We start from the raw sequence: 19,208 nt of genomic DNA, 5'->3' as shown, positions 1-19,208 counted from the left end.
ATGAGGAGAGACATCACTGCACCCTCACTCTCGGGTCGATGAAGCTGTAGGAGACGTCCACCGCCAGGTTGATCAGCGCGTACGCGATCGCGATGAAGATGATGAAGCCCTGGAGCACCGGGAAGTCCCGCGTGAAGATGGCCCGCGCCAGGAACGAGCCGATGCCGGGGAACGCGAACACCGTCTCGGTGAGCACCGCCCCCGAGATCAGCAGTCCCGTCTGCAGACCGATCGTGGTGATCACCGGCAGCATGGCGTTGCGCAGGATGAAGCGGCTGCGCAGCGTCGACGAGCCGACGCCCTTCGCGCGCCCGGTGCGGACGTAGTCGGCGTTCTGCACCTCGAGCACGCTCGCCCTCGTGATGCGCACGATGATCGCCAGCGGGATCGTGCCGAGCGCGAGCGCCGGGAGGATGAGGTGCAGGATGGCGTCCCACGCCGCGTCGAACTCGCCGGTGATGATGCCGTCCCACACGTAGAACCCGGTGGGATGCGTCGCGTCTATCCGCGGGTTCTGCCGCCCGTCGGACGGCAGCCAGCCCAGCTGCACCGCGAAGACGTACTTGAGGATGAACGCCAGGAAGAACACCGGGATGGTGATGCCGATCAGGCTCAGCACGACCGAGGCGTGATCGGTGAACTTGCCGTGTCGCCGCGCGGCCCAGTAGCCGAGCGGGATGCCGACGCCCACCGCGAAGATGAGCGCCATGACGCTCAGCTCGATCGTCGCGGGGAACCGGCGGAAGAACTCCTCCACCACCGGACGGTTGGTCTGGATCGAGGTGCCGAAGTCGCCCTGCAGCAGGCGCGTGATCCAGATGAAGTACTGCTCGATGAGCGGCTTGTTGAAGCCGTAGAGCTCGTTGACCCTGGCGATCGCCTCGGGTGTGGCCTTCTCGCCGAGGAGGGCGACCGCGGGGCCGCCGGGAAGGGCCCTGACCCAGGCGAACAGCAGGATGCTGAGCCCGAACAGGGTGGGGATGAGGAACAGCAGTCGCCTGCCGATGGTGCGCAGCACGAAGATCTCCGTCGATCAGGCCCGTCGTCTCGCTCCGCTCGTTCAGGGACCGAACCGGGATGGTTTCCCGATCCGGCCCCTGAGCGAGGAGCGGAGCGACGAGACGAAGGGGTCTCGGTCGGTCAGGCCGTTACTTGGTGAGGACGATGTCCGTGAAGACCTCGTCGTTCACCGGGCTGGCAGGGTAGCTCTTCACGCGCGGGTCGAACGCGAGCGTCGGAGCCGGGTGCGCGAGCGGGACGCCGGGGATGAACTCCGCCACCATCTCGTTGATGTCCTCGTACAGCGCGGTCTGCTCCTCCAGGTTGGACACGCCGCGAGCCTCGGTCAGCTTCTGGAACAGCTCGGGGTTGTCGAAGCCCCACTCCGAGCTCTGCTGGCCGAAGAACACGCCGACGAAGTTGTCGGTGTCGTTGTAGTCGCCCGTCCAGCCCAGCAGGTGGATGCCGTGGTCGGAGGTGCCGGTCGTGCGGTCGAGGTACTCGACCCACTCCTCCGACACCGGGGTGGTCTCCACGCCGACCTCGGACAGCTGCGACGACAGCACCGTGAAGATCTGCTCGGGGTCCGGCATGTAGGGACGCGACACGTTGACCGGGTAGTTGAAGGTGAGCTTCAGCGGGTTCGACTCGTCGTAGCCGGCCTCCGCGAGCAGGGCCTTGGCCTTCTCGGGGTCGTAGTCGTAGGTCGTGACGTCGGGGTTGTAGCCGTTGACGACCTCGGGCACGAACTGCGTGGCCTTCTGCGTACCCTCGGGCAGCACCTGGCTGATCAGCGCGTCCTTGTCGACCGCGTACGAGAGGGCCTCGCGCACCTTCGGGTCCTGCAGCTCGGGCACGGCCTGGTTGAACGCCAGGTACAGGATCGTGAACGGCGGGCGCGACACCATCGTGAAGCCGTCGTCCTCGAGCGCCTTGGTGTCGGCGGGACCGACGAGGTCGTAGCCGTCGATCGAGCCGGACTCGAGCGCCTGGCGGCGGGCCGTCGGATCGTCGATCGTGCGGAAGATGATCTCGTCGACCTGACCCGCGTCGCCCCAGTAGTCGTCGTAGGCCTTGAGCGTGACCTGCTCGCCCGGCGCCCACTCCTCGAACTGGTAGGGGCCCGTGCCGACCGGGTGGCCCATCGCGTACTCGGACAGCTGCGGCGCCTCGGCCGACCCGCCGACCTCATCGGCGCCGAACTCCTGCATCGCGGACGGGCTCTGCATGCCGAACGCGGGCAGCGACAGCGAGGCGATGAATCCGGCGAACGGCTTGTTCAGCTCGATCGTGACGGAGTTCTCGCCGTCGGGCGTGCACGACTTGTAGACGGCGTCGGCGGGGTTCGACGCGTAGCCCTTGAAGAGCTTGTTGTAGTAGTAGCCGAACGCCTCGGAGGCGGCCAGACCGGTCCAGTTGTACCAGCGGTCGAAGTTGTAGCAGACCGCCTCGGCGTTGAACGGGGTGCCGTCCTGGAACGTCACCCCCTCCTTCAGCTGGAACGTGTGCGACATGCCGTCCTCGGACGACTCCCACGACTCCGCCAGCAGCGGCGCGGGGTCGGCGGTGCCCGGCTCGGTGCCCACCAGACCCTCGAAGATCTGGCGGGAGACGCGGAACGTCTCGCCGTCCTGCGCGAACGCGGGGTCGAGGCTCGCCGGATCGGACGACGCGGCGAAGACGAACGTGCCGTCGACGTCGCCCGAGCCCTCCGAACCGTTGTCGCCGCGCTCGCTGGCGACGCATCCGGCGAGAGCGAGAGCCGCGATGGCCGCTCCGGTGACGGCGACGATCCCTCGCCGACGCATGGCTGACTGGTGCATTGTGTGACCTTCCCTGTCGGGCGCTTCGATGCGCGTACCCGGGGCGTCGTCGCCCCGGAGACGGTGATTCCTCGAAGGTACCCAGCCGGATCGCGGATGCCAAATAGCCGGAGGTTGCGATCCGGTATCGACACGCGCGGGACTCGGGATCGGGTACCGTCGAGAACGTGCCAGAGTCCACCCCGCTCGCCGTCTGCTTCGGCGAGGGCATGGTCGCCCTCGTCCCGGCCACCGCCGGTGCCCTGGAGATCTGCCGCACGTTCGACCGGTCGCTCGCGGGCGCGGAGTGGAACACCGCGATCGCGCTCGCCTCGGCGGGAGTCGACACGGCCGTGGTCTCGCGCGTCGGCGACGACGGGTTCGGCCGGTTCCTGACGGGCGAGCTCCGCGCCCACGGCGTGGACGACAGCGCGATCGAGGTCGATGCGGACGCGCCGACCGGGCTGTACGTCAAGGAGCTGTCGCCCCGGCAGGACGGCACGGTCGAGGGCACGATGCACTACTACCGGGCAGGGTCGGCCGCCGCCGCACTGTCTCCGCGCACCCTCGAGACGCCCGCGGCCGCTGCCCTCCTCGCCCGCGCCGCGCTCGTGCACACCTCGGGCATCACGCCAGCCCTGTCGGACTCGGCCGCCGCCGCGCAGGATGCGCTGTTCCGCGACCACCGTCCCGCTCACGCGCTGCTGAGCTTCGACCTCAACTGGCGCCCGGCGCTCTGGCGCGGGAGGGAAGACCACGCGAAGCGCCTGCTGGGCGGACTCGCCCGCGACGCCGACGTGCTGTTCTGCACCAGGCCGGACGCCGCGGCGGTGTTCGGCACGAGCGACCCCGACGCCCTCCGCGCGCTGTTCCCCGAGCCGCGGTTCGTCGTGGTGACCGACCCGGCCGGCGCCGTGGCGTTCGACCGCGGGGATCGCGCGCAGAGCGACGCCCTCGACGCGCCCGTCGTGGAGACGATCGGCGCGGGAGACGCGTTCGCCGGCGGCTTCCTCGCCGGGGTGCTCGCCGGGCTCTCGCTCAGCGGCAGCCTGGCCCGTGCGCACCGCATCGCCACGCGCGCGATCGCCAGCACCCGCGACCACGTGGACTGAGCCCCCCCTGCCGTCACCCCCCTACGCGCGGCGCGGACGGCGCGGCGGCACGGCATCGTGCGTGCGCTGCAGGGACACGGCCACCGGCTCCCCGCGGTGCTGCACCACGCGCACGAACAGCACGTCGATCAGGGCGAGCTGTGCGATCCGACTCGACATCGCCGCCATGCGATACGGCGACTCCTGCGCCTGGCTGAGCAGCACCACGTCCGCCACCGCCGCGAGCGGGGAGTCCGCATCGCTGGTCACGGCGACCGCGAGCGCTCCGGTGTCGCGCGTCACCTCCAGCGCCCTGACCGTCTCGGCCGTCTCCCCGCCGTGCGAGAAGGCGATCGCGACGTCCTCGGGCGAACGCAGCGACGCGGTCGTGATCGCCAGGTGCGGATCGGCGGAGTGCGACACCGAGCACCCGATGCGCGACAGCTTCAACTGCAGGTCCTGCGCCGTCAGCGACGACGCCGCCTGACCGAACAGGTCGATGTGGCGGGCAGCCACCAGCGCACGCGCGACCCGGTCGAGGGCGGCCTCATCGAGCGCACGGGCGGTCTTCTCGATCGCGTCGATCTCCTGCGCCGCGAGCTTCGCCGCGATCACGCCTGGACCGTCGTGCGGATCGATCGCGGTGGTGTCCAGGCCGAAGCGCGCCTGCTGCGCCTGGGCGAGCGTGACCGAGCGGGCGACCGCGACCCGCAGCTCGCGGTAGCCGCTGAACCCCAGCGACTGCGCGAACCGCGCCACGGTGGACAGCGACGTGCGGCACAGCTGCGCCAGATCGTTGATCGCGAGGTCGACGACGAGCGTGGGGTCGCCGAGGATGGTCTCGGCCACGCGGCCCTCGGCCGCGCTCAGCCTGGGCAGGGAGCGCCGCACCGTGGCCAGAACGTCGTCGTCCATGCGCTGATCCCGTCTCAACCGGCGGTGGTCGACCTCTGCCGTAGCGGGAAGCGACCCAGGAGTGCCTCCCGTGCGGTCTGCGCCCCGAGCCTGCTGGCCGCCCCGACCTCGACGGTCGGCAGGGGAAGCGGCGTGCGGGCGGGCAGCCCGACGTTCACCACGACCGCGCGCGGGTCACGGGCGGCCGTGCGCTCGACGAGGGCGCGCTGTGCCGGCTCCGCGTCGGGGCGGTCGACCAGGACCACCGTGGCGCCCGGGGCCGCGACGACCTCGGCGATCACGTCGTCCTGCTCCGTCACGGGTCGCGCGGCGACGTCGAGCCGGACGCGCACACCGTCGCCCGCGAGGGCACTGGCCACGTACGACGCGGCGCTGTCGACGGCGAGGGTCGAGCGACGACGGGCGTCGATCACCGCGAGCGCCTCGGCCGACTCCGGCGCGGCGCCGACGAGGGCCACGGCGCGGCGGGCGATGTCCTGCGCGTCGAAGCCGTCCACGGGCTGCTGCCCGGCGTGCTCGCGGGCGGCCTGCGCCTGCAGCTTCGCGGCGAGGGCGGCCACGCGTCCCGCGGCCTCCTCCACGCGCTCGCGCGACAGCGAGCCGTCGCGCAGCGCAGCCACGATCCCGTCGCGCGCAGCACGGAAGTCGCGCAGATCCTGGTCGGGCAGCGCCGCCTCGCCGGGGTTGGTCGGATTGCCGATGCACAGCAGGTCGACGCCGGCGGCGAGGGCGCGTGCCGCGCCGCCGCCGAGCCCGACGGTCTCGCGGATCGCGGCCATGTCGAGCGCGTCGGTGATGATAACGCCGTCGAAGCCCCAGTCGCGCAGGATGCCGAGCACGCGCGGGTTGAGGGTCGCCGGAGCGTCGCCCCACCCGGGAACCACGATGTGCGCGGTCATGACGGCGTCGACGCCCGCCTCCACCGCGGCACGGAACGGCTCCAGGTGCTCGCGCTCGTACTCGTCGAGGTCGAGGTCGATCCGGGGCAGCGCATGGTGCGAGTCGACGTGGGTGTCGCCGTGACCCGGGAAGTGCTTCACGCACGCCGCCGCCCCGCCGTCCTGGATGCCGTCGAGCATCGCGACCGCGTGGCGCGACACGAGCTCCGTGTCCGCGCCGAAGGACCGCACGCCGATGACCGGGTTGCGATGATCGGTGTTGACGTCGGCGACCGGGCCGAGCACGACGTTCCCGCCCACCGCCCGCACGCGGCGGGCGAGCTCCGCACCGGTGCGCTCCGAGGCGACGAGATCGTCGAGCGTGCCGAGCTGCGCCGCGCCGGGGAGCGTGGAACCGGTGGCCGACTCCAGGCGCGTGACGCTGCCGCCCTCCTCGTCGACGCCGATCAGCGCCGCGGGGTTCGCGTCGAGGATCTGGGCGCTCAGCGCCGGCAGCCCCTCTCCGACGTTCTGCCCGAAGTACACGACACCGGCCAGTCCATCGCGCAGCTCATCGAGAAGCCACGCGGGCGCCTCCGTACCGAGGAAGCCCGGCCACAGCACGCCGTTCGCCAGGCGCTCCAGTTCGTCGGTCATCCCTTCACCGCCCCGGCGACCATGCCGGCGGAGAGCCGACGCTGCACGATCACGAAGAAGATCATGACCGGCACGGTGATGATGGTCGATGCGGCCATGATGCTGCCCCAGTCGTTGGAGTAGAGGCCGAAGAACGACTTGAGGCCGATCGACACCGTGTACTGGTCGGTCTGGGCACCGAGGATCGTCATCGCGAAGATGAACTCGTTCCAGGCGGTGATGAAGCTGAAGATGCTGGTCGCGACGAGACCCGGCATCACCAGCGGCAGCAGCACCGAGCGGAACATGCGCCACCAGCTGGCGCCGTCGATGTACGCGGCCTCCTCCAGCTCGACGGGCACGGCGGCGACGAAGCCGCGCAGCATCCAGATGCCGAACGCGAGCGACAGCGCCACGTACACCACCATCAGACCGATGATGCTGTTGAGCAGGCCGAGGCTCTTCACCTGGAGGAACAGCGGGATCACGAGCGCCTCGAGCGGCACCATCTGCACGACCAGGATCATCATGAGGATCGTGGTGCGGAACTTGAAGCGGAAGCGCGCGACGGCGACCGCCGCGAGCAGGCACACCAGCGCGCTGACGAGCACCGTGACGAGCGCGACGATGGCGGAGTTGCGCAGGTAGGTGCCGAAGCCGCCCTCGGTGAGCACGAACGCGAAGTTGTCGAACGTGAACTCCTGCGGCAGGAGCGACTGCCCACCGCTGGAGGCCTTGCCGTCGAGTGCGCTGGAGACCATCCAGTACACGGGGAACAGCGTGAAGATCAGGACGGCGGCGACGCCGATCCCGAGACCGATGCGGGAGCGGAGCCGGGGGCGCGGGTTCACAGCTCGTCCTCCTTCATGAGCGACCGGATGTACACGATCGTGATGCCGATCAGGACGAGGGTGAGCAGCACCGCGAGTGCGGCGCCGAAGCCGTAGCGGTTCTGCCCGAACGACTCCACGTACGACCACACGCCCAGGTTCAGCACCTGGCGGTTGCCGCCGCTTCCGCCGGGCATCAGGTAGACCTGCGCGAAGACCTTGAAGTCCCAGATGGTCGACAGGATGATGACGACCGAGAACACGGGCTTGAGCGTGGGGAAGATGATCTTCCAGAACCGGCGCCATGCACCGGCGCCGTCGAGGGCCGCGGCCTCCAGCATCTCCTTCGAGACGCCGAGGAGCCCGGCGAGGACCGTGATCGCCACGAACGGGAAGCCGTGGTGCACGACGTTGAGCAGCACGATCGCGTAGAACGACCACTGGTTGGTGAACCAGTTGACCTGGCCGTCGATGAGGCCGAGGTCCTGGAGCACCGAGTTGAAGATGCCGCGGTCGGCATCGAAGATGAACGTCCAGACGTAGGTGCCGGTCACGGCGGGCATCGCCCACGCGACCATGATGCAGCTGGACACGATGGTGCGCCACACGGTGCCGAGGCGCGCGAGCAGCAGCGCGACCAGGGTCCCGAGTGCGACGGTGGTGAACACCGCGACGGCCGCGAAGCCGACCGTGTTGGGGAGCACCACCGTCCACAGGGTCGGGTTGGTGAGCGCCTCGACGTAGTTGTCCAGGCCGATCCAGTTGTTCTCGCCGGTGTTGATCTCGCGCAGTCCGTAGTCCTGCAGCGAGTAGATGAACACCTGGACGAGCGGCCAGAGCATGAGCACCGCGAGGATGATCAGCCCGGGCGCGAGGAGAAGCCAGGGACGGGCCGTGACGAGCGAGAGTCCTCGCTTCTTCCGGCCGCCGGCCACGGAGGCGGAGGTGGATTCCGCCTTCGTGGCCGGCAGTGGCGCTTGCACCATCGACATGGAAGGAGTGGTTCCTTACTGGTTGAGCAGTTCGGTCATCTCCGCAGCGGCGTCCTTCGTCGCGGTCGCGACGTCCTTCTGCCCGCTGAGGATGGCCTGGATCATGGCGTTGGTCGTCTTCTTCGCCTGCACGGCGCCGAAGTTCGGGGTGACCGGGACGGACGCGCCGCCGTCGACCATCTGCTCCGCGAACGGGGCGACGAGCGGGTCGGTCGAGGCGAGGGCCTCTTCCATCGCGGACTGCACGCCGGGGAAGTAGCCGGTCTCGTCCGACCACTGCTCGGCGAACTTGCCGGTGGTCATGAGCTTGACGAACTCCCACGCCAGGTCGGCGTTCTTGGTGGTGTTGAAGATCGACAGGTGCGAGCCGCCGAGCACGGACGGGGCGATGCCGCCGTCCTGGCCGGGGATGACCGCGGCGCCGATCTTGCCCTCGAGCTCCGGGTTGGCCTCGACGAGCGCGTTCGGGGTCCACGATCCGGAGAGCATCATGGCGACGTTGCCCTGCGTGAACGCGTCACGGAGGTCGGTCTCCTTCCAGGTGGTGGCACCCGCGGAGGAGAAGCCGTGCTCGGTGGCCAGGCCCGTGTAGAACTCGATGCCGGCCTGCGACTCGGCGCTGTCCAGCTCGCTCGTCCAGGTGTCGCCGTCCTTCGTGGCGATCTCGCCGCCGGCGCCCCAGACCCAGGGGTAGACCTGGAACTCGGCGTCGCCCGCGACCGGGAAGGGCAGCATGTCGGGCTTGGCGGCCTTGATGGCCTCGCCCGCGGTGACGATGTCGTCCCACGTCTTCGGCGCCTCGAGCCCGAGCTCCTCGAAGACATCGGTGCGGTAGACGATCGACCGGACGCCGGCGTACCACGGCATGCCGTAGAGCTCGTCGTCGTACGTGCCCGCGACAGAGAGGCCCTCGACCAGGTCGTCGCGCAGGCCCTTCTCGCCGTCGACGTACTCGTCGATCGGGAGGAGCGCGCCGGCGTCGGCGAACTCGGCGGTCCAGGTGGTGCCGGTCTCGGCGATGTCGGGGGTGGTGCCGCCGGCGATCGAGGTGACGAAGCGGTCGTGGGCGTCGGCCCACTGGATCTCCTCGATCTTGACGGTCGCGCCGGTCTCCTCCTCGAAGGCCTCGGAGACCTTGTCGTAGAACGCGGTCGCGTCGGGGTTGGTCCCCTTCATGATCCAGACGGTGAGCTCCTTGCCCTCACCGTCGGCCGAGCCGTTGTCGCCACTGCCGCCGGCACAGCCGGCCAGGGCGATCGTGGCGGCGGCGCCGAGCGCCACTGCCGGAAGAATGCGCTTGTGCATGAAGGGATCTCCTCTTTGAAAAAGTCCAGGTAGGCATCGGGTGCAGACCGGGGGATAGGAAAAAGTATCCACGACTAACTAATTCCCTGCAAGTTCCTCCCAGAATCGTCACACCCCCGTAACATCGGGCTCCGCCGGTAGGCTCGCGCCTATGCCACGCCGCGGACACGACGCCGATCGCCCGACCATCGCCCGCCACGCCCCGCAGCGCACGCGCAGCACCGCCGGACGGGTCTTCCGGCTCCTCGGCATCTCCCTCGCCGTCGTGCTGGTCTCCGTCATCGGCGTCGGCACGTTCCTGATCGTCGACCTGTTCGCCCGCATCGGCGACGACGCCGTGGTGCTGGAGGGAGCCCCCGAGGTCGACCCGCCCACCATCGGCGCCTACCCCGCCGACAAGTCCTTCAGCATCCTGATCGCCGGGACGGACGAGTGCGGAGAGCGCGCGACCGCGCTGTTCGCGGAGCGGTGCGAAGAGGCCGACGGACTCCGCCGCAACGACGTCACCCTCCTCGTGCACGTCTCGGCCGAGCCCCGCAACGTCACGGTCGTCTCGCTCCCCCGCGACCTCGGCGTCGAGGTGCCGGAGTGCACCCGGCCCGACGGCTCCGTCGCATCGGCCATGCAGAAGGCGCGCATGAACTCCCTGTTCGAGCACGCCGGGCTCTCGTGCGTCGCGAAGACCGTCAGCACGCTCGGCGACATCCCGATCGAGTTCGCCGCCGCCATCAGCTTCGACGGCGTGATGGCCGTGACCGACGCGATCGGCGGCGTCGAGGTGTGCATCGCGGGAGAGGGCATCCGCGACCGGCACACGGGCATCGACTGGCCCGCGGGCATGCGCACCGTGTCGGGCGTCGAGGCACTGCAGTTCATCCGCACCAGGCACGGCGTGGGCGACGAGAGCGACCTGGCGCGCATCTCCAACCAGCAGCAGTACATGTCGCGCCTCGCGAAGAAGGTGCTCAGCGAGGAGACGCTCACCGATGTGCCGACGGTGCTGCGCATCGCGAACGCCGTGGCCGACAACATCGACCCCAGCGAATCACTCAACGACCCGCTCCGGCTCGCGCAGCTCGCGCTCGCCCTGAAGGACGTGAAGTTCAGCGACTTCGTCTTCGTGCAGTACCCCAACGTCGTCGACCCCGACGACGACGACCGCGTGGTGCCCAACGAGGCCGCGGCCGAACAGCTGTGGGCGGCCATCAAGTCCGGACAGCCGCTGCAGCTCACCGGCGACGTGGCGACCCGCCGCGGCGTGGAGCTCGTGACACCGGCGCCGGGCGAGACCGACGCCACCGCCGCGACCCCCGCGCCGACCGAGACGCCCGACGCGCGGGCCACCCTGCCCCCGGACGTCTCCGGTCAGACGCTCGAGCAGGAGACGTGCGCGGTCGGCAACCAGCGCTGAGCGGTCGGCGCAGCGCGTAGGCTCGGAGCATGGGCCGGACGCGCGCGCGAGACACCGAGCACCCGCAGACCCGGCTCGATCACGGCGGCATCGCCCGCATCGTCCCCTCCGAGTTCACGAGCGGCTTCGAGCTCATCGTCGACGACACCCCGCAGTCGCACGTCGACCTCGACGACCCGACCCACCTGCACTTCGAATACATCGTGCGGATGGGCGCCGTGATCGACCAGCTGCCCGCCGGTCCGCTCACCGCCGTGCACCTCGGTGCCGGCGCGCTCACGATCCCCCGCTACATCGAGGCCACGCGACCCGGCTCGCGTCAGCAGGTGATCGAGCTGGAGGCACCGCTCGTGCAGCTCGTCCGGGAGCACCTCCCCCTCCCGAAGGGCGCGGCCATCCGGCTGCGCATCGGCGACGCACGGGAGGGTGTGGGGCGCCTGCCCGCCGCACTGCACCATGCCTGCGACCTGGTGGTGTCGGACGTGTACTCCGGCGCGCAGACGCCCGCCCATCTCACGAGCGTCGAGTTCTACCGCGAGCTCTCCGGGCTGCTCGCCCCCGGTGGCGTGCTGCTGGTGAACGTCGCGGACGGACCGGGGCTCGCGTTCGCCCGGCGCCAGGCCGCGACGATCGCCGCCGTGCTGCCCGAGCTCGGCATCCTCGCCGACACGCAGGTGCTCAAGGGACGGCGATTCGGCAACCTCGTGCTCGCGGCATCCGCCGCGCCGCTGCCCACCGAGTGGCTGCCGCGACTGCTCGCGGCCGGACCCCACCCCGCCAAGATCGCCCAGGGCGCGGAGGCGGAGGCGTTCCTCCAGGGAGCTCGCGTCGTGACGGACGCGGACGCCGTCGCGTCGCCCCGCCCTGACGCATCGCTGTTCCTGCGCTGACCAGGGCGCGCCGCCTTCGAGACCGCGCAGACGCCAGGCACACTGGACGGGGACGCGGCGGGGACGCATCAGAAGGAGAGCAATGAGTTTGATCCGGGGTTACGACCGGGAGACCCTCCGCGAACTGGTCGATCTCGACGAGTGCGCTGCCCGCCTGACCGAGATCGAGGAGCAGCGCTCCCTGCCCGCACTGCTCGAGCGCGTGTGGCTGCTGAAGGTGCTCGACCGTCTCGACGAGGCGCTCGTACTCGCCGAGGAGACCGTGCGCCAGGCGCGGATGGCCGGAACCCGCCGGGACGTGCTGCGCGCCCGCGTGCTGCACGCCACGATCCTGCAGTACCGCGGCGCCCATGCGGCCGCCGAGCAGGAGCTGGCCACGTGCGCCTCCGAGGCCGAGGGGCAGCGCTGGCTGTCGATCGCCGCGTTCGCCTACCAGCACCACGGCAAGAACGCCTACGAGGCCGGCGACTTCGACACCGCGCGGGAGAGCTTCAAGCAGTCGCTGTTCCTGCGGCGCGAGTCGGGCGCGGCCGACAGCGAGCTGGAGACCGTGCTGCTGGCGATCGAGGCCGCCGAGCGGCACCGACCGTCGCAGCTCATCGCGGGCTGAGCCGCAGCACCCCGATGTCCCCGCCGTGGATTACCCTGAGCCCATGGCGGAACTGACCCGAGTGCGCGTCTGGGGCGAGGCACTGATCCGGCTGCACCTCGACGACAGCTGGACGTTCGACTTCGACCATGCCAAGCGCCGTGCCGGGCAGTGCGACTACACGAACAAGCGCATCACGGTGTCGCGCTACCTCGCCGCCCGCTTCGAGGACGACGAGATCCACCAGGTCCTGCTGCACGAGGTGGCCCATGCGCTCGCGGGTCACGCGGCGGCGCACGGCCCCGCGTGGAAACGCGTCGCCGCCGACCTGGGCTACGTCGGCGGCACCACCCACCACGGCGAGACCGCGGTCGAGCTGGCGCCGTGGGTGGGGCACTGCCCCGCGGGGCACGTGACCTATCGCCACCGCCGCCCGACGCGGGCCACCTCGTGCGCCCGGTGCTCGCGCACGTTCGACTCCCGGCACCTCTTCGCCTGGACGCGCCGCGAGATCACCACGGACGCCCGAGTCGCGGCGCAGCTGCCGCGCTGACGACGCCCGCGGCTCCGCGGCTCCAAGTCTCCGCGCAGTCGCCGTCCGCCGTGACCCGGCTCAGGCGGGATCGGGGTCGCGCGACTCCGGCGCCTCGGCGGGATCGTCCGCCGCCGACGCCTCCGGGGCACGCGTGGCCGCCGCACCCGGTTCCGGCACGGCCGCGGGGAACGCCGCCGCCGACGGGCGGGTCTGCGGCGCGGAGGCCGAGCTCCGGTCGGACGACGCGCGCAGACGCCGCACCAGCGCCGCGAGCCCCCGCCAGCCCACCAGGAACAGCCCCAGCACGATCGACGCGACCACGATGAAGGGCACCTCGGCCGTGTCGCCGCTCAGCACCCGCAGCAGCATGCCGCCCGCGACCGTGACGACCCACACGACGGCACCCCACGCCAGCGACCACGGTCGCCGCGGTCGTGCCGGGAGCAGCAGCGCCACCGCGTATCCGACCAGCAGCGCGACCAGGAAGGGCCAGGCGGTGAGGAGGAACCCGGCCGGGTCTTCCTGATGGGATGCCCGCCCGATCGCGGCGAAGACCAGGACGAGCACGGCGTCGACGATGAGAGCGGGGAGGTATCTCATGCCCCGACCCTACGCCGCGCCACCGTCATCGGCTCGTCGGCGCGGCGGTCCGCCGTGCGACCGGTGGCACCGCGCGCTCAGGTGTGACGGACGAACCGCCCCTCGCGCAGCACCGGCACCGCGTCGATCGCATCCAGTGCCGCAGCCTCGACGGGGGCGAAGGGGGTGAGCCCCGCAGCGGTCAGGCGCTCCGTGGCCGCGACCCCCGCCGCGAGCTCGCGCGCGGAGCCGGTGGCCCCCACCAGGTGCCGCAGCGCCCGCCGCAGCGCCCGGAAACCCTCGGCCGCGACGGCCGCATCGGGTGCCGTGTGGTCGATGCCGCGGTCGGTGAGCGCCGCCGCGATCGCTCCGGCCCCCAGCAGGTCCTCCGCGGCGAAGCGCAGCTCCCCTGCCTCGTCGAGCTCTCCCGCCGGGATGATCGCGACCGAGGTGCGGCCCTGACGACGCTCCTGCTCCGCCTGCACCGCTGCGGCCACGGCCCGGGCGTTGCGCAGCGAGCCGAGCAGCACCGTGGCCTCGGCCGGAGCAGCGGCCGCCACCGCCGCCCCGTTGCGCGACCACTCGAGCGCTCCGGCCAGCGGGACCTCGGCGCCCTCCGCGACAGCCTCCGCCACGACGGACGAGAACCGCAGCACGTCGACCACCACGATCACGTCGGACGGCGCGAGCCGCCGGAGCCCGGCGACCCCCCAGTCGAGGCGGACCTGATACGTGGACTGATCGAACGGCGACGGCACCCGTCCAGCCTAGGGGCGTCAGTCCGCGGCGAGCGCCTCGACCGGTGCCACGCGCGTCGCGAGGCGCGTGGGCGTCGCGGCCGCCACGAGCGTGAGGACCGCGGTCGCCGCGACGATGATCACGACCGGCAGCCACGGCACCTGCGGGGCGACGAGGCCGGCCGGGGTGAACTCCGGCAGCGTGGGCACCGAGCCGAGCAGCGACTGCGCCGCGATCCAGCCGTAGGCCACGCCGAGCACGAGCCCGGTGAGGGTCGCGGCGACCGTGATGTGCGTCGCCTCCAGCAGCACCAAGCGGCGCACCTGTCCGTTGGAGAGGCCGATCGACCGCAGCAGCCCCAGCTCACGCCGACGCTGCACGACCCCGATCGTGAGCAGGTTGACCAGACCGACCGCGGCGATCACCGCCGACACCGCCACGAGCACCATCATGATGGCCGCGAAGGCGTCGAACGGCGCGAAGAACTCTGGCGGGATCTCCTCGGTGGTCTGGCTCATCATGAGGCGCTTGGCGGACTCGAGGGCCACGGCGAACATGGTCACGAGGGTCACGCCCATCACGACGCCGATCGCCATGCGCGACGAGCGCTCCGGGTAGCGGAGGGCGTTCTCGGCCGCGAGCCGTGCGGTCGCGCTCGATCCGAACAGGCGACCGACGAGCCGCAGCACGGGCGGCATGAACAGCACCGACCCGAGCGCGAGCCCGGTGAACGACAGGATGCCGCCGAAGAACGCCACGACCACGCCGAGCGGGGTAACGAGCCCGAGGATCACGCCGCCCGCGAGCAGCGCGGCACCCGAGATCAGCAGCACCCACGCCCCCACGTGGCGCCCCGTCCGGCCCGAGACCTCATCGTGCGTGCGCTCGACCGCTCCGCCGAGCGCCTGCAACGGCGTGACCGCGAGCACGCGGCGCGACCCCACCCACGCGGCCGCCCACGTCGTGAGCGCGACGCCGATCGCCGGGAGTGCGAGCGCGGGCTGCGCGAGCGTGAAGTCCGTCGGGGCGTTGGCGACGAACCGTCCCCCGATCTCGACGGCCGCCGCGGAGAGCGCGAGACCGGCGAGGAGCCCGATGGCGGCACCGAGCAGACCCACCATGAGTCCCTGTCGTCCGACCTGTCCGCGCTGCGAGCGCGCGGTGGCACCGATCAGGCGCAGCAGGGCGATCTGACGGGTGCGGCCGGCGATGATGGTCGAGAACGTGTTGGCCGTGACGATCGCGGCCACGTACATCGCCACCGCCGTGAGCAGCACCGAGAGGATCGCGACGACGACGGCGAGGGTGCCGCTGTCGCCGATGAACGGGTCGGACTGGAGCACCGCGCCGATGTAGGCGGTGATCTCGACGAGGAAGACGCCGAAGGCGGCGGACAGCGCCGCGACCAGGATGCTCGCACCCATGCCGCGGTCGCGCAGCCAACCCAGGCGAGGACCGGTCGCCCTGGTCTCCGGGACGACGGTCGCGACGGCGGTCATGCCGTCACCTCGGCGGCCAGCATGTACGCGGAGATCTGCTCGGCGGTCTGGCGGGGGTGGTCGGCGACGATGCGACCGTCGCCCAGGTACAGCACCCGGTCGGCATGGCTCGCGGCGATCGCGTCGTGCGTGACCATCGCGATGGACTGGCCGTGCTCGCGGCTCGCGGAGGCGAGCAGGCGCAGCACCTCCCGGCCGGTCTTCGAGTCGAGGTTGCCGGTGGGCTCATCGGCGAACACGAGGTCGGGGGCCGTGGCGAGCGCCCTGGCGATCGCGACGCGCTGCTGCTGGCCGCCCGACAGCTGGTGGGGACGGTGCCCGAGGCGCGGCCCGAGACCGAGGGTGTCGATGAGGCCGTCGATGCGGGCCCGCTCGATCGCGCTCGGCCGGCGACCGTCGAGCTCGAACGGCAGCAGGATGTTGCCGAGGGCGTCGAGCGTGGGCACCAGGTTGAACGCCTGGAAGATGAAGCCGACGCGGCGGCGGCGGAGCAGCGTGAGGTCGAGGTCGCTCAGCCCCGTGATCTCGGTGTCGCCGATCCACGCCCGGCCCTCGGTGGGGCTGTCGAGCCCGGCCATGATGTGCATGAGCGTGGACTTGCCGGAGCCGGACGGCCCCATGATCGCGGTGAACTGGCCGCGGCGGATGCCGACGCTCACGTCGTCGAGCGCGTGGACCGTGCCCTCACCGGAGCCGTAGGTCTTCTTCAGGTGCTGGACGCGGGCGGCGAGCCCGAGGTCGCTGGTCGTGATCTCCATGTCCTCGACGCTATTTCCGCCGTCCAGGGCACCGCGTCGGCCATCGGGAGCATCCCGATACATCGGAAGGATGATCTCGTGGAGGACGCGGTCGCGCTCAGGCCAGACCGTGCTCGAAAGCGAACACCACCAGCTGCACGCGGTCGCGCAGCGCCAGCTTCGTGAGGATCCGGCTGATGTGCGTCTTCACGGTCGCCTCGCTCAGGAACTCCCGCGCCGCGATCTCCGCGTTCGACAGACCCCGCGCGGCGAGCGCGAAGATCTCCCGCTCGCGCTCGGTCAGCTCGCCGTACTGCGGCGGGACGGGGCGGGGCGCCTCGGCGAAGTGCGCGAACAGCTCGCGGGTCGCCGACGCCGCGATCACGCTGGACCCCGCGTGCACCGTGCGGATCGCCGCGAGCAGGAACTCCGGATCGGCGTCTTTGAGGAGGAAGCCGCTCGCGCCCTGCCGGATCGCGCGGGCCGCGGCCTCGTCGAGGTCGAACGTGGTGAGCATCACGATCCGCGGAGGCTCCGGCCGGGCGAGGATCTCCGCGGTCGCGGTCAGGCCGTCCATCACCGGCATCCGGATGTCCATCAGCACCACGTCGGGCCGCGTCGTGGCGACCACCGCGAGCGCCTCCCTGCCGTCGCCCGCCTCCCCCACGACCTCGAGGTCGGGCTGCGAGGCCACCAGCATGCGGATCCCGGCGCGGAACAGGGCCTGGTCGTCGACGAGCACGACTCTGATCACTGGGAGGCTCCGATCGGCAGGCTGCTCTGGACGACGAACTGCGCACCACGGCGCTCGGTGTGCAGACTACCGCCGACCAGCTGCGCGCGCTCCCGCATCCCGATCAGGCCGTGCCCACCCGGTGCGGACGGCGGGGCGTCGGCCGCCACCGTGTTGCGCACCTGGATGTCCACGCGGTCGGGGAGCCAGGCCAGGTGCACGTCCACCGCCCCGTCGCCGTGCCGGATCGCGTTGGTCAGGGCCTCCTGCAGGATGCGGTAGACCGCGAGCTGGATCGCCCCCGGCGGCTCCCCCGGCGGCATCGGGTCGACCGTGACGCGCGGCTCGATACCCGCCTGGCGCACCTGCGCGAACAGCGTCTCCAGATCCGCGAGGGTGGGCTGCGGACCGTCGCCCTGGCGGTGCCGCAGCTGGGTGAGCAGCATCCGCACGTCGCTCAACGCACCGCGGGCCGTCTGGGCGATCGTGCCGAGGGCCTCGGTCGCCATCTCGGGCTTCACGGCCGAGGCGTACCGGGCCCCGTCGGCCTGCGCGATCACGACCGCGAGCGAGTGCGCCACGATGTCGTGCATGTCGCGGGCGATGCGCACGCGCTCCTGCTCCTCCGCCGCGAGCGCCTCGGCCTGCAACTGCGCCGCCCTGGTGCGCCGCGATCGCAGCACCACGCGCCACAGCAGACCGCACACCCACGCGAAGCCGAGGGCCATGATGGATGCCGCGAGCAGCAGCGTGCCGCCCGTCACGAGCTCCCACCCGGTGCCGGTGCCGAACGCGACCCCGCTGACGAACACCATGTAGAGCGCCGCGATCACGCCGCCGACGATCACCGAGCCGAGGCCCCACCACAGCACGCGGCGCGACCCCCAGGCCGACGTGGCGTACAGCACCAGCAGGATCGCGAGGTCGATCGGCAGCGGCCCGAAGCCGGCGAGCATCTGCACGATCGCGCCGGCCCAGGCGCCCACGAGCGCCAGCCCGGGAGACAGCCGGCCGATCGCCACCGCGCCGAACATCAGGAGCCCGGCGACGACCACCGCCGCCACCGCGGCGCCCGCGACCGGCTCTCCGGTGACCGGCGGCGCGTAGAACACCACCGACATCGGAGTGAAGATGACGAACAGCAGCACCGCCCCGACGATGTCGAGGATGAGCGCCGTGCGGGAGAGCGGCCGGATCACTCCCCCACGCTACGCGAGCACGCCGGGCGAGACATCCGTCTGCCGATGTATCCGCCGCTCACGCCCGCGCGAGGATCTCGCCGTGCGGCACGAGGAACCAGCCGTCGCCGTCGCCCGCCCACCGCCGCCACGCCTCGCTGATGTCGCGCAGGTCGGCCGGGGTCGCCAGGCCCTCGTCCACGAGCTGCCGGGCGAGGGCGGACTCCAGGATGCGGTCGGCCCACATGCCGCCCCACCAGTCGCGCTCCTCCGGGGTCGCGTAGCACCACGTGGACGCGGTCGCGGTGACCTCGCGGAAGCCCGCCGCGCGGGCCCACGCCAGCAGCCGCCGCCCCGCGTCCGGCTCGCCCCCGTTCGCACGCGCGGCCCGGCGGTAGAGGTCGAGCCACCGGTCGAGCTCCGGCAGCACCGGGAACCACAGGAAGCCCGCGTAGTCGGCATCGCGCGCGGCGACGAGGCCGCCCGGCACGGTCACACGCCGCATCTCCCGCAGCGCCTGCACCGGATCGGCCACGTGCTGCAGCACCTGATGCGCGTGCACCACGTCGAACGTGTCGTCGGCGAAGCTCAGCGCGTGCACGTCCTCCACCGAGAAGGAGAGGTTGTCGAGGCCGCGCTGCGCCGCCAGGTCGCGCGAGAGCGACAGCGCCGACTCGTCGATCTCGGTCGCGGTGACGTGTGCGACCGCCCCGGCGAAGTCGACCGTGATGCTGCCGGGACCCGCCCCGACGTCGAGCAGTCGCGTCTGCGCGGTGAGGTGCGGGCGGAGGTACGCGGCCGAGTTGGCGATGTCGCGCACGTTGTGCGAGCGGAGGACGGATTCGTGGTGTCCGTGCGTGTACGTGGCCAT

Annotated in this window: 19 protein-coding genes; 5 read left to right on the top strand and 14 right to left on the bottom strand. The window is 71.4% G+C overall.

Features of this window, described 5'->3' with window-relative positions; translation table 11 throughout:
• Nucleotides 1-13: 13 nt before the first annotated feature.
• Both KV394_RS09065 and KV394_RS09060 read right to left on the bottom strand, forming a co-directional pair.
• Entirely contained in the window at nt 14-1,018 is a 1,005-nt protein-coding gene (locus KV394_RS09065) for an ABC transporter permease (RefSeq protein WP_136035908.1), read from the bottom strand.
• 130 nt (nt 1,019-1,148) lie between these two features.
• Complete coding sequence (locus tag KV394_RS09060; protein ID WP_136032298.1) at nt 1,149-2,822, bottom strand: ABC transporter substrate-binding protein; 1,674 nt, start codon at nt 2,820-2,822, stop codon at nt 1,149-1,151.
• Nucleotides 2,823-2,989: 167 nt separating this feature from the next.
• Between KV394_RS09060 and KV394_RS09055 the strand changes: the two genes are divergently transcribed.
• Nucleotides 2,990-3,913: a sugar kinase gene (locus KV394_RS09055; protein ID WP_247981282.1), complete on the top strand. Its 924-nt coding sequence runs from the start codon at nt 2,990-2,992 to the stop codon at nt 3,911-3,913.
• A gap of 21 nt (nt 3,914-3,934) precedes the next feature.
• On the opposite strand, the gene KV394_RS09050 is transcribed toward KV394_RS09055, so the two are convergent.
• Genes KV394_RS09050 through KV394_RS09030 form a run of 5 tightly spaced genes read right to left on the bottom strand, consistent with a single transcriptional unit; the run spans nt 3,935 to nt 9,448 of the window.
• Nucleotides 3,935-4,807, bottom strand: a complete 873-nt coding sequence (locus KV394_RS09050; RefSeq protein WP_247981281.1) for a MurR/RpiR family transcriptional regulator — start codon at nt 4,805-4,807, stop codon at nt 3,935-3,937.
• 14 nt (nt 4,808-4,821) lie between these two features.
• Nucleotides 4,822-6,342, bottom strand: coding sequence for a glycoside hydrolase family 3 protein (locus KV394_RS09045; protein ID WP_247981280.1), 1,521 nt, complete (start codon nt 6,340-6,342; stop codon nt 4,822-4,824).
• Entirely contained in the window at nt 6,339-7,172 is an 834-nt protein-coding gene (locus tag KV394_RS09040) for a carbohydrate ABC transporter permease (protein WP_136032291.1), read from the bottom strand. Before KV394_RS09040 ends, KV394_RS09045 begins: the two co-directional genes overlap by 4 nt.
• The gene (locus KV394_RS09035) at nt 7,169-8,143 is read right to left on the bottom strand and encodes a carbohydrate ABC transporter permease (protein WP_136032289.1); all 975 of its coding nucleotides are present in this window, start codon (nt 8,141-8,143) and stop codon (nt 7,169-7,171) included. The genes KV394_RS09040 and KV394_RS09035 overlap by 4 nt, the downstream gene beginning before the upstream one ends.
• A 15-nt stretch (nt 8,144-8,158) precedes the next feature.
• Complete coding sequence (locus KV394_RS09030) at nt 8,159-9,448, bottom strand: sugar ABC transporter substrate-binding protein (protein ID WP_136032286.1); 1,290 nt, start codon at nt 9,446-9,448, stop codon at nt 8,159-8,161.
• A gap of 151 nt (nt 9,449-9,599) precedes the next feature.
• On the opposite strand from KV394_RS09030, the gene KV394_RS09025 reads away from it, so the two are divergent.
• The 4 genes from KV394_RS09025 to KV394_RS09010 all read left to right on the top strand — a co-directional run bounded on the left by KV394_RS09025 (nt 9,600) and on the right by KV394_RS09010 (nt 12,891).
• Complete coding sequence (locus KV394_RS09025) at nt 9,600-10,859, top strand: LCP family protein (RefSeq protein ID WP_247981279.1); 1,260 nt, start codon at nt 9,600-9,602, stop codon at nt 10,857-10,859.
• A gap of 29 nt (nt 10,860-10,888) precedes the next feature.
• Nucleotides 10,889-11,749: a spermidine synthase gene (locus KV394_RS09020; protein WP_136032281.1), complete on the top strand. Its 861-nt coding sequence runs from the start codon at nt 10,889-10,891 to the stop codon at nt 11,747-11,749.
• Nucleotides 11,750-11,831: 82 nt separating this feature from the next.
• Nucleotides 11,832-12,359, top strand: a complete 528-nt coding sequence (locus KV394_RS09015) for a hypothetical protein (RefSeq protein ID WP_136032279.1) — start codon at nt 11,832-11,834, stop codon at nt 12,357-12,359.
• Between the two features lie 43 nt (nt 12,360-12,402).
• Nucleotides 12,403-12,891, top strand: coding sequence for a SprT-like domain-containing protein (locus KV394_RS09010; protein ID WP_136045618.1), 489 nt, complete (start codon nt 12,403-12,405; stop codon nt 12,889-12,891).
• Between the two features lie 60 nt (nt 12,892-12,951).
• On the opposite strand, the gene KV394_RS09005 is transcribed toward KV394_RS09010, so the two are convergent.
• The 7 genes from KV394_RS09005 to KV394_RS08975 all read right to left on the bottom strand — a co-directional run bounded on the left by KV394_RS09005 (nt 12,952) and on the right by KV394_RS08975 (nt 19,208).
• Nucleotides 12,952-13,473: a DUF3054 domain-containing protein gene (locus KV394_RS09005; RefSeq protein ID WP_247981278.1), complete on the bottom strand. Its 522-nt coding sequence runs from the start codon at nt 13,471-13,473 to the stop codon at nt 12,952-12,954.
• Between the two features lie 77 nt (nt 13,474-13,550).
• A complete protein-coding gene (locus tag KV394_RS09000; RefSeq protein WP_247981277.1) occupies nt 13,551-14,210 on the bottom strand; it encodes a 2-phosphosulfolactate phosphatase in 660 nt (219 codons plus the stop codon).
• Nucleotides 14,211-14,228: 18 nt separating this feature from the next.
• Complete coding sequence (locus KV394_RS08995; RefSeq protein ID WP_247638390.1) at nt 14,229-15,689, bottom strand: ABC transporter permease; 1,461 nt, start codon at nt 15,687-15,689, stop codon at nt 14,229-14,231.
• Nucleotides 15,686-16,447, bottom strand: a complete 762-nt coding sequence (locus KV394_RS08990) for an ABC transporter ATP-binding protein (protein WP_136029774.1) — start codon at nt 16,445-16,447, stop codon at nt 15,686-15,688. Before KV394_RS08990 ends, KV394_RS08995 begins: the two co-directional genes overlap by 4 nt.
• A gap of 97 nt (nt 16,448-16,544) precedes the next feature.
• The gene (locus KV394_RS08985; RefSeq protein ID WP_136029771.1) at nt 16,545-17,180 is read right to left on the bottom strand and encodes a response regulator; all 636 of its coding nucleotides are present in this window, start codon (nt 17,178-17,180) and stop codon (nt 16,545-16,547) included.
• Nucleotides 17,177-18,358 (bottom strand): sensor histidine kinase, encoded by a 1,182-nt coding sequence (locus tag KV394_RS08980; protein WP_247981276.1) that lies wholly within the window; start codon nt 18,356-18,358, stop codon nt 17,177-17,179. Before KV394_RS08980 ends, KV394_RS08985 begins: the two co-directional genes overlap by 4 nt.
• A gap of 58 nt (nt 18,359-18,416) precedes the next feature.
• Entirely contained in the window at nt 18,417-19,208 is a 792-nt protein-coding gene (locus KV394_RS08975) for a class I SAM-dependent methyltransferase (RefSeq protein ID WP_247981275.1), read from the bottom strand.

It is taken from the genome of Microbacterium sufflavum (genome assembly GCF_023101165.1).
In the GTDB taxonomy this organism is placed as follows: Bacteria; Actinomycetota; Actinomycetes; order Actinomycetales; family Microbacteriaceae; genus Microbacterium; species Microbacterium sufflavum.
Note: the sequence above shows the minus strand (reverse complement) of the source record. Positions and strands in the feature narration are given on the sequence as shown.